This is a genomic window from Pseudomonas sp. WHRI 8519 (assembly GCF_040224055.2).
In the GTDB taxonomy this organism is placed as follows: Bacteria; Pseudomonadota; Gammaproteobacteria; order Pseudomonadales; family Pseudomonadaceae; genus Aquipseudomonas; species Aquipseudomonas putida_X.
The window spans coordinates 4260390-4270137 of record NZ_CP167996.1; the positions used below are offsets into that span (position 1 = coordinate 4260390).

Consider the following 9748-nt stretch of genomic DNA (forward strand, 5'->3'; position numbering starts at 1 on the left):
AACGACGTGCTCAGCGGTTGACGGCTTCGGGCCGGTCCACGTCCTGCAACACTCCGGCATCCTGCACTGCAAGCCTGATACAACTCCCCGGGTGCGCCTTCACCACCGAGCGCGCGCCATCATCACCCGTCAGGCGTGAAAGCGCCGGCCAGAAATCGCGCCCGAACAACACCGGGTGCCCCTGTTGTCCGTCATGTTCTGGCAAGACGATCCTGGACAAATCGGCAACCGCGGCAAGCTGGCCCAACGTTGCCTGAGCGATCCAGGGCATATCGCCCAACAGCACCGCCACCGCCTGTGCCTCACTGTCGATCAACGAGGCAGCCCCGGCCGCCAGGCTATGCCCCATCCCCAACCCGGCATCCGGGCTGGCAATGACCCGGCATTGGCCCGGTAAACCCAGATCCGCGCCGCGCTCCCCCTCACGCAGTACCACGCGGACATCGCTGAATACCGAACAGGCACGCTCGACGCTATGCACCAGCAAGCTGCGCCCATCGGCCAACGTGGCCCGGCGCTTGTCGCCACCGAAACGCACGCTGCTGCCCGCCGCCAGCACCAGCGCGACGATGCTCACAGCGCCGCCCGCTGGATGCCGTTACGCATGCGCAGGATATCGGCCAGCACTGCCAGGGCGATCTCTGCGGGGGTCTTGCTGCCCAGGTTGAGGCCGATCGGTGCGTGGATGCGCGCCAACTCGCCACTGCCCAGGCCACCGATGCGCTGCAGGCGTTCGCGACGCTTGTCGGAGGTGGCCTTGGAACCCATGACGCCAATGTAAAACGCCTCGGTACGTACTGCTTCAAGCATGGCCAAGTCATCGATTTTGGGATCATGGGTCAATGCAACCACTGCCGTGTCGGCATGGCAACCACCATTGGCGATGAATTCCGACGGCAACTCGCGGCGCACTTCGATGCCGTGCAGCACCACGCCTTCAAGCACCTCGCTGCGCGGCTCGCAGAGGATGACTTCAAACCCCAGCCCCTTGCCGAACTCGGCGCAATACTGCGCAACGCTGGAATACCCCGCCAACAGCAGCCGCTGAGCGGCGCCCACACGCAGGCGCACACGGGTGGCGGCACGTTCGACCCTTGGGCCCTGGCACGTGTCGTCGCTGAGCCGGCGGGAGCCCTCGGGCAGGCTCACCTCGCGCAGAAGCCGCCGCTGGCCCTGCAGCGCACTTGCCAAGGCGCGCAGATGCGCCTGCACGTCGCAATCGGCCGGCAGGTTTTCCACCAGCACCTCCAGCACCCCGCCACACGGCAGGCGAATGCTCGAACGCCGGTCGCTGCCATCGCCATAGCGCACGATCGCGACCGGCTCGGGGAACTCGCCCAAGGCCACGCGCTCGAGGAAGTCCTCCTCGACGCAGCCGCCCGACAGCGAGCCCACCCACTGCCCTGCCTCATTCACCGCCAGCAGCGAGCCCGGCGCGCGCGGCGCCGAACCGTAAGTGGCCAGCACCGTGCACAACCAGACCCGCTGGCCGTTACCCGACCACTGCATCGCCTGGTGTACAACCTGCAGATCAAGATGTTGCACGTATTACTCCGCCTTCAGCTCAGCAAGCTGTTGTACGCTCAAATCACCAGGCAATCCGCCCCAGGCCTGACGCAGGTAATTGATCATATCCGTGACCTGCTCATCACTGAGCGTGTCGGCAAAGCCCGGCATCGGCTGCATGCGCTCGAAACCTGTGAATTGCTGCTCACGGATACCGTCGAGGATGGCCTTGACCAGGTTGCGTGAATCCCCCTGACGCAGCACCGTGTTGCCCTGCATTGCCACCGCGATATGCGGCTTGCCTTCGCCGTCGACACCGTGGCAACCGGCGCAGACATTGAGGTATTGCTGGCGGCCGCGCTTGGCGCTGTCGCTGAGCTGGTCCAGGGGGACTTCCTGTATGACCTTGGCAGGCGGCGGCTGTTCACCCAACAAATAGGTGGCCATGGCAGCCAGGTCGGCGTCCTTGAGGTGCTGGGTGCTGTGGTGCACCACCGGGTACATCTCGTTGAACATGCTGCCCTGGGCGCTGATACCGTGCTTGAGGAAGGTGGTGAGGTCGGGCTGGGTCCAGCCACGGTCGGCAAGGTCCTTGGCCAGCAGGCTCGGTGCCAGGTAGCCATTGAGCAGCCCGCCGGTCAGGCGCTGGTCCTGCTGCAGCGCACCAATCGGGTTACGCGGGGTATGGCACTCGCCGCAGTGGCCCATGACTTCGACCATGTACTGCCCGCGCTGCCATGCCGGGCTTTTACCTTCGGTGGGCTGTAGCTGCACGCTCTTGCCGTACAGCATGTTCCAACCCGACAGGCCCATGCGCACGTTGAACGGGAAGCTGAGCTTGGTCTGCGGTGCCGGGCGGTTGATCGGCGGCACGGTCATCAGGTACGCCAGGATCGCATCGGAGTCTTCCCGGGAGATCAGGTGGTACGAGGTGTAGGGCATGGCCGGGTACAGGTTGGCGCCGTCCTTGCGCTTGCCCTCGGTGACGGCCGCAAAGAATTCGTCGGCGGTGTAATTGCCGATGCCGTACGCTTTGTCCGGGGTGATGTTGGTGCCATAGATGGTGCCGAACGGTGAGTGAATCGGCAGGCCGCCAGCATAGGGCGCGCCGCCTTCGGCAGTATGGCAGGCCATGCAGTCGGCGGCACGGGCGAGGTATTCGCCGCGCTTGATCTGTGCCGGGTCATCGGCCTGGGCCGCCATCGATACGGCGAGGCCAAGCGCCAGCGCCAGGCTGGAACGTACGAACGCCATGCTCAACCCTCCTTGACCAGGCCGAGGTCGTTGAGGACCGTACGGGTGGCGTCGTAGTAACGCACGTAGCCCGTGCAACGGCAGATGTGGTGCCCCAGGCTCTCTTCGATACGGTCCTCCAGCTCGCTCTTCTTCACCGGCTGACGCTGGGCATTTTCCACCAGCACGGTGGCCGCGTTGACGAAGCCCGGTGCGCAGTAGCTGCACTGGAACGCGAACAGGTCGACGAACTTCTGCTGGATGGGGTTGAGCGTGAAGTTGCCGGCCTCGTCCTGCTTGGCATGGCTTTCGATGGTACGGACCTTCTTGCCGGTGAAGTAATGGGCACCGGTGATGCAGGTACGCACTTCTTCACTGGTGCCATCCGGGTTGTCGACGATCACGACGCAGGCATGGCAGATACCCTGGCCGCAGCCCAGGCGCGAGCCGGTGAGGTTCTGGTGTTCGTGCAGGTAGTCGATCATCGCCAGGTCGTCGGGGACCTCGACCGGACCGACAGGTTGACCGTTGAGGGTCAGTTGAAGCGGACGGTTAGCCATTGAGGGCCTCCTTGATGCGGGCTGGAGTAATCGGAAGGTCACGCACACGCTTGCCGATGGCATGGGCCACGGCGTTGCCGATGGCGCCGACCACCGGGATCATCACCACCTCGGCAATGCCCTTGGACGGGTCGGTGGGCGACAAGGGCGGGAGAATCTCGGACGTCTGCTTCCAGACCGCCACGTCCTTGGCATGCGGCAGGCGATAGCGGTTGAAGTTCCAGTCGCCCTCCCCCGGGCCACCCTCATGCAACGGCATCTCTTCGGTCAGCGCATGGCCAATGCCCATGGCGATGCCGCCTTCGAGCTGGCCCTTGACCAGCTCCGGCACCAGCACACGGCCGCACTCGACCCAGCTGTGATGGTTGAGGACCTGCACCTCATGGGTGCCCTTGTTCACTTTGATTTCGACGATGGTGGCCACCGGGCTGTAGTAGGTGACCATGGCGTTGTTCAACTGGGTGGCCGGGTAGGCGGCGTTCTGCCGGTCGAGCAAGTGGTAGCCGTTGCTGCTCATCTGCGCTTTCTTGGCGTTCGGCGCACCGTCGCCGTATTTCACGGCCACCGCATCGAGCGGGAAACGCTCGCGCACGCCGTCGATGACGAAGTCGGCCTCTGCCCAGCTCCAACGGTTGAAACCGTGCACGCTGACGCCGGTGACCAGGCCCATTTCGTGGGCTTTCTTCGCAAGCTCGGCGAACGGGATCGGCGCCAGGCCATTGCCGGTCAGTTCACCGTTGACCCACACCGCGTTCTCGCGGCGCACCACCAAGGGGTTGGCCTGCCCACCGAACGGGCCTTGACGCCACAGGGCCACGGCCGCCGGCCAAAGGCCATGGTTGAATAGCACGCGCGCCGCTTCGCGGGTGGCGTGGCTGAAATAGAACGCCGAGTTGGTCGCTGACGACGGCGATGCCAGCTTGCCGACCCAGCGCGGGTTGCGCAGCGCCGCGTCCTGCTCGGCCTGGCTGATCAGGTACGGGTTGCCGCTGGTGGCCAGTTGCAGTTCAGGCCACTCGGTCACTGCGGTCTTCACCTCGTCGGCCGAACGGCCGAGGAAGTCGCTGACCACCAGGGCCTGGGAAGTGGACATGCCGGTGCCCAGCTCGGTACCGATGTGGCGCAGGCTGATGCGGCCATCGGCGGTGAACTCGACGCTGGCCATCGGTGCTTCGGAACCGGTGCCGAAGTCCTTTTGGCAGATGGCGAAACCGACGCCGTACCAGTGGTCCTTGTCTTTGGCGTCCATCTCGCGCTTGCGTGCGTCACGGTTGCGCCACCAGTCGTGGGCGGCGGCCTTGTCGAGGATCTCGTGTAGGCGCAGGGCACCTGCCGGGACCGCGCCCTGGGTGTTCTTCATACCCGATTTGAGCGCGTTGGCGCGGCGCAGGTTGATGGCATCGACGCCCAGGCGCCCCGCCACTTCGTCGACCATCATTTCGGTGGCGGCCATGGTCTGCAAGGTGCCGTAGCCGCGCATGGAGCCGGCCTCGACGCCACGCGAGTGGTAGGCCGTGACGGACAGGTCGTTCTGCGGCATGTAGTAGATCGACTGCGCCGCCGTGGCGCCAACCGCAGCCACCGACGGGCTGTAGTTGATGCGGCCACCGCCATCACAGCTCATGTCGGCGCGGAAGATCTTGAAGCTGTTGTCCTTCTTGTCCACGGCCAGTTGATAGCGGATGTCGAAGGCATGGCGCTTGATGCCGCTCTGGAACTGCTCATAGCGGTCGTTGGCCAGGCGGATCGGCACACCGGCACCATACAGCGCGGCAACTGCGGCGTAGAAGACGAAGATGTTGTTGTCTTTGGAGCCATAGCCCACGGTGTAACCCGGGTGCATGTTGAGGTGGTTGAGGGCGAAGCGCGAAGGCTTGATCATGTGCACGCAGTCCTGCGCCACTTCGAACGGGCATTGGGTGGCGACCACGAAGTGCAGCGTACCGGTGCCGGCGTCGTACCAGCCATTGCCGTTGTCGGGCTCGAGCGCCGCCGGCTCGATGGAAGGCGTCTTGTAGCGCTCATCGAACACCAGCCAGTCCGCCGGCGGGTTGTCCAGTTGCTCACCGATCCGCTGGGCGTAGAACAGGCCCTGCTCGGTGAGGTCACCGTGCTGGTTGGGCTGCTTGGACCACACCGGTTTGCGGTTGAGGATGGTCGGAAACAGCATGCTGTTCTTCAGGCTGGAGAACTCGTCCTCGTCGAACGGCGTGGCGCCGCCGACGCGCACGAAACGGAAGCTGCCGTAAGGGTCACGCTGGTACAACGGGGCCTGGGCGCCGTAGCGGATCGCCTTGTCGTTGAACTGCAGCTTGCGCTTGGCCTGGCGGAAGCGCTCGAAGTCGTTCCAGATCAGGATCGCCACCGGGTGGCCAATGAACATCGGCACCTTGCCAGGTGGCAGCAGCGGGTCAGGCGAATGGGCTTCGGGCCAGGCGATACCGTCCTTTTCCAGGTCGGCGGCGGTGACGATGCGGTCCGGCTGCAGCTCGGCGCCGAGCAGGCCGAGGTCGAAACCGGCGTAGATGCGGTCGGCCTTGGTGGTCTTGAGCAACATGGCATGCCCTTGCTGCTCGGGCCAGCCGGGCATGTCCTTGGCGCGGATGTCGCGGGCAAAGACTTTGTTGCCACAGACCTTGGACAACGCGTCGTTACGGAAACGCGCCTTGCCGTCGTGGTTCATCCACTTCTGCGGCGACGTGGTGACACGGTCCTCCATCAGCGCGGCGAAGGCCTGGCTGCCGAGCGGCGCCATGCTCACGCCGACACCGGCGATCAGGCCACCTTGCAGGAAGGAGCGCCGGGAAATATCACGGTTGGACATGCTTGATCCTCTGGGCAGGCCGCTGCCTGCCCATCTTTTGATTCTTGTGCTGGAAACGCGGAAGGATGTGACCGCCTACGCAGGACGCCCACAAAAACTGACTTTCACGTCAACTTTACAGCACTCCAATAGGTTTTGGCAAAGTCAAGCAGACAGTATGTCGCGGTATGTCCGCACTGCTCGCGCCCGAACACGGCCACAGGTTAACTTTGGGTTAATCGGCTCAGGCCAGCATGGCCCCGTTCAAATCTGCCAAGGCGAAGACATGCGCGTCCTCCTGCTCTTCCTCACATTCCTTGTGGCCGGCCCGCTGCAGGCCAACCCGTTCGCGGTAAAACCCGATTTCCTGCCGGTGAACCAGGCGTTCGTCCTGACCCACGACCGCCAGGCCGACGGCCAGATGCGCCTTCATTTCCAGATCAAACAGGGCTACTACCTCTACCAGAAGCGCCTGAAATTCGATGGCCTGCCCGTCGAGCAGCACCCGCAACTGCCGCCAGCCCTCAACCATCACGATGAATTCTTCGGCGACAGCGCGGTGTACCGCGAGCAACTCGAACTGCTGCTCCCCGCCAACGCCGAAGGCCAATTGCGCCTGGGCTGGCAAGGCTGCGCCGACGCCGGCCTGTGCTACCCGCCACAAACCACTGTCATCGACCTGGGCGGCAGCGCCGCGCCTGCCACCGACCAGGCCAGCGACCAAGCCCTGGCCAGCGGCCTGCAGAGCGCCAGCCTTCTCTGGAGCCTGCTGGCGTTCTTCGGCCTTGGCCTGCTGCTGGCTTTCACCCCTTGCTCGCTGCCGATGCTGCCGATCCTGGCCGGCCTGGTCATGGGCAACGGCGCCAGCGCACGCCGTGGCTGGGTGCTGGCCGGGGTCTACGTGCTGAGCATGGCGCTGGTCTATGCAGGGCTCGGCGTGGTTGCAGCGCTGCTTGGCGCCAGCCTGCAAGCCTGGTTGCAGCAGCCTTGGCTGTTGGGCAGCCTGGCGGCGCTGTTCGTGATACTTGCCCTGCCGATGTTCGGCGCTTTCGAATTGCAATTGCCAGCCGCCCTGCGTGATCGCCTGGACCGTGCCGGGCAAAGCACCCGTGGCGGCAACCTCTACGGTGCGGCGCTTCTGGGGGCCCTGTCGGGCCTGCTGCTCGGGCCGTGCATGACCGCGCCGCTGGCCGGCGCCCTGCTTTACATCGCGCAGAGTGGCGATGTGCTGCAAGGCGCGCTGGTGCTGTTCAGCCTTGGCCTGGGCATGGGTGTGCCCTTGCTGTTGCTGGTCACCTTGGGCAACCGTTACCTGCCCCGCCCGGGCGCCTGGATGGAGCGGGTCAAGGGAGTGTTCGGCTTCGTGTTCCTGGCCATGGCCCTGTACACCGTCCGCAGCCTGCTCGCCGCACCGCTGCTGCTGGCCTTGAGCGGCGCCTGGCTGATTGCACTGGGCTGGGCGGCCTGGCCGGCCCTGCAGCGTCTGCCTGCCTTGCGCGCCGTACCGCTGCTGGGCGCCTTGTGGGGCGGCCTGCTGCTGATAGGCGCTGCCGCCGGGGGCGATGACCTCTGGCAGCCGTTGCGCCCGTTTGCCGGCGGGCCCGCACCTTCGGCCACTGAGCACGGCGAAGATGCGTTCGTCACCGTCAGCCGCCCGGAGGACCTGCAACGCGAGCTCGATGCGGCCAAAGCCCGTGGCCAATGGGTGATGGTCGATTACTACGCCGACTGGTGCGTATCGTGCAAAGTCATGGAAAAAAAGGTGTTTTCCCGTGACGACGTGCAAGCCAGCCTGGCCGGCGTGCGCCTGCTGCGCCTGGACGTGACCGCCGATGCCCCCGCCAGCCGTGCCCTGCTGCAGCGCTACCAGGTACCCGGCCCGCCCAGCATCCTCTGGCTCGGCCCGGAAGGCGAAGAACGCCGCGCGCGGCGCATCACCGGCGAAGTGGATGCGGCCGCCTTCCTGCAACATTGGGCCCAGACCAGGAGCCAAGGCTGATGCTGACGGTAACCCTGGGGCCCCTGACCATGGCCCTCAATCATCTGTTGATGCTCGCCGCCCTGGGCATCGCCAGCGTGGTCGGCTGGTGGGTGGCCCGGCGTGGCGGCGAAAGCCCGGAGTCGGCGCTGTTCAACCTGTTCTTGATCGGCCTGCTGTGCGCTCGCCTGGGCTTCGTGCTGGCCTACTGGCCGATGTACCGCGATGACCTGGTGCAGGTGATCGACATCCGCGACGGCGGATTCCTGCTCTGGTCGGGGCTGACCGGCGTCGTGCTCGCCAGCCTCTGGCAAGGCTGGCGCCACCCCGGGCTGCGTCGCCCGTTGGGCTGGGCGCTGTTCAGTGGCGCGCTGTTCTGGGGCCTGGCCAGCCTTGGCAGCCATCTGTACAGCAAGGGCACCGAGCTGCCAGAGCTGAGCCTGCGCAATGCCGGCGGGCAATCGGTCGCGCTGCACAGCTATCGCGGCAAGCCGCTGGTGATCAACATCTGGGCGACCTGGTGCCCACCGTGCCGCCGGGAAATGCCGGTGCTGCAACACGCCCAGGGTGAGTACCCTCATGTGACGTTCCTGTTCGTCAACCAAGGCGAGACGCCGGAAAACGTCAGCACCTTCCTCGCCACCACTGGCCTGAGCCTGACCCATGTGCTGTTCGACGGCACCGGTATTCTGGCCCAGCGAGTCGGTTCGATGGCCCTGCCCACCACCCTGTTCTACGACGCCAACGGGCGGCTGATCGGCAGCCACCTGGGCGAGCTGTCCCGGGCCAGCCTGCACCGTGCCCTGGAACCTTTCGAACGGGCCGCCGCGCCCGCCCCTGCCGCACAAGGAAAATGACATGCGAATGACTGCACTGCTGCCCCTGTCCCTGGCCCTGCTGGCCGCCCCGCTGGCGCAGGCCGAAACGCTGCCCAAGGCAATCGAGCAACTGCAAGCCAAGGGTGCCGTGATCAAAGGCAGCTTCGATGCACCCAATGGCCTGCGCGGTTACGCCGCCGAGTACCAGAACAACGGCATCGCCCTGTACCTCACGCCCGATGGCAAGCATGTGCTGGTCGGCAGCCTGTTTGACGAACAGGGCCAGGACCTCAGTGCCGAACCCCTTGAAAAGCTGGTGTACGGGCCTATGTCCAAGGCCATCTGGGCGAAACTGGAAAAAACCAGCTGGATCGCTGACGGTAAGGCCGATGCACCGCGCAAGGTCTATCTGTTCAGCGACCCGAACTGCCCGTACTGCAACATGTTCTGGCAGCAGGCGCGGCCATGGGTAGAGTCGGGCAAGGTGCAGCTGCGCCATATCATGGTCGGCATCATCCGCGAGGACAGCCCGGGCAAGTCGGCGGCACTGCTGGCCGCCAAAGACCCGGCCAAAGCGCTGGAGCAGCATGAGAAAGCAGGCAAGGCCAGTACCCTGAAAGCGCTGGACAAGGTGCCAGAGGCGGTGCAGCAGAAACTGGCGGCGAACCTGGCCTTGATGGAAGAAATGGGCTTGCAGGCCACGCCGGCGATCTTCTATCAGGATGAGCAGGGCAACCTGCAGAGCCAGCAAGGGGCACCACGGCCGGAGGCATTGGGGAAAATTCTCGGCAAGCGCTAACCTCGCCCATCCAGTGTTTTCGAGCGCCGCACACGCGGCGCTCGAGTTCAG

Annotated in this window: 8 protein-coding genes; 3 read left to right on the plus strand and 5 right to left on the minus strand. The window is 65.2% G+C overall.

Features of this window, described 5'->3' with window-relative positions:
* Window positions 1–10 precede the first annotated feature (10 nt).
* From ABRP30_RS19415 to ABRP30_RS19435, 5 genes are read right to left on the minus strand one after another with little or no spacing between them, the layout of a single operon-like run.
* Window positions 11–577, minus strand: coding sequence for a nucleotidyltransferase family protein (locus ABRP30_RS19415; RefSeq protein WP_349976115.1), 567 nt, complete (start codon window positions 575–577; stop codon window positions 11–13).
* The gene (locus ABRP30_RS19420) at window positions 574–1545 is read right to left on the minus strand and encodes an XdhC family protein (RefSeq protein ID WP_349976116.1); all 972 of its coding nucleotides are present in this window, start codon (window positions 1543–1545) and stop codon (window positions 574–576) included. Before ABRP30_RS19420 ends, ABRP30_RS19415 begins: the two co-directional genes overlap by 4 nt.
* A 3-nt stretch (window positions 1546–1548) precedes the next feature.
* On the minus strand, window positions 1549–2760 hold the full coding sequence (locus tag ABRP30_RS19425) for a cytochrome c (protein ID WP_372490344.1): 1212 nt from the start codon (window positions 2758–2760) through the stop codon (window positions 1549–1551).
* A 2-nt stretch (window positions 2761–2762) separates the two neighbouring features.
* Window positions 2763–3299, minus strand: a complete 537-nt coding sequence (locus ABRP30_RS19430; RefSeq protein WP_241804480.1) for a (2Fe-2S)-binding protein — start codon at window positions 3297–3299, stop codon at window positions 2763–2765.
* Window positions 3292–6123, minus strand: a complete 2832-nt coding sequence (locus tag ABRP30_RS19435) for a xanthine dehydrogenase family protein molybdopterin-binding subunit (protein WP_349976117.1) — start codon at window positions 6121–6123, stop codon at window positions 3292–3294. Before ABRP30_RS19435 ends, ABRP30_RS19430 begins: the two co-directional genes overlap by 8 nt.
* Window positions 6124–6388: 265 nt before the next feature.
* Between ABRP30_RS19435 and dsbD the strand changes: the two genes are divergently transcribed.
* From dsbD to dsbG, 3 genes are read left to right on the plus strand one after another with little or no spacing between them, the layout of a single operon-like run.
* Window positions 6389–8101: a protein-disulfide reductase DsbD gene (gene dsbD, locus ABRP30_RS19440; RefSeq protein WP_349976118.1), complete on the plus strand. Its 1713-nt coding sequence runs from the start codon at window positions 6389–6391 to the stop codon at window positions 8099–8101.
* Window positions 8101–8937, plus strand: coding sequence for a prolipoprotein diacylglyceryl transferase family protein (locus ABRP30_RS19445; RefSeq protein WP_349976119.1), 837 nt, complete (start codon window positions 8101–8103; stop codon window positions 8935–8937). Before dsbD ends, ABRP30_RS19445 begins: the two co-directional genes overlap by 1 nt.
* 1 nt (window position 8938) lies before the next feature.
* Window positions 8939–9697 (plus strand): thiol:disulfide interchange protein DsbG, encoded by a 759-nt coding sequence (gene dsbG / locus ABRP30_RS19450; RefSeq protein ID WP_267817538.1) that lies wholly within the window; start codon window positions 8939–8941, stop codon window positions 9695–9697.
* Window positions 9698–9748 lie beyond the last annotated feature (51 nt).

Coding starts and splice junctions, on each gene's coding strand:
- ABRP30_RS19430 (WP_241804480.1), bottom strand. CDS start 3,299: ATGGCTAACCGTCCGCTTCAACTGACCCTCAACGGTCAACCTGTCGGT.
- ABRP30_RS19435 (WP_349976117.1), bottom strand. CDS start 6,123: ATGTCCAACCGTGATATTTCCCGGCGCTCCTTCCTGCAAGGTGGCCTG.
- ABRP30_RS19425 (WP_372490344.1), bottom strand. CDS start 2,760: ATGGCGTTCGTACGTTCCAGCCTGGCGCTGGCGCTTGGCCTCGCCGTA.
- dsbD (WP_349976118.1), top strand. CDS start 6,389: ATGCGCGTCCTCCTGCTCTTCCTCACATTCCTTGTGGCCGGCCCGCTG.
- ABRP30_RS19445 (WP_349976119.1), top strand. CDS start 8,101: ATGCTGACGGTAACCCTGGGGCCCCTGACCATGGCCCTCAATCATCTG.
- dsbG (WP_267817538.1), top strand. CDS start 8,939: ATGCGAATGACTGCACTGCTGCCCCTGTCCCTGGCCCTGCTGGCCGCC.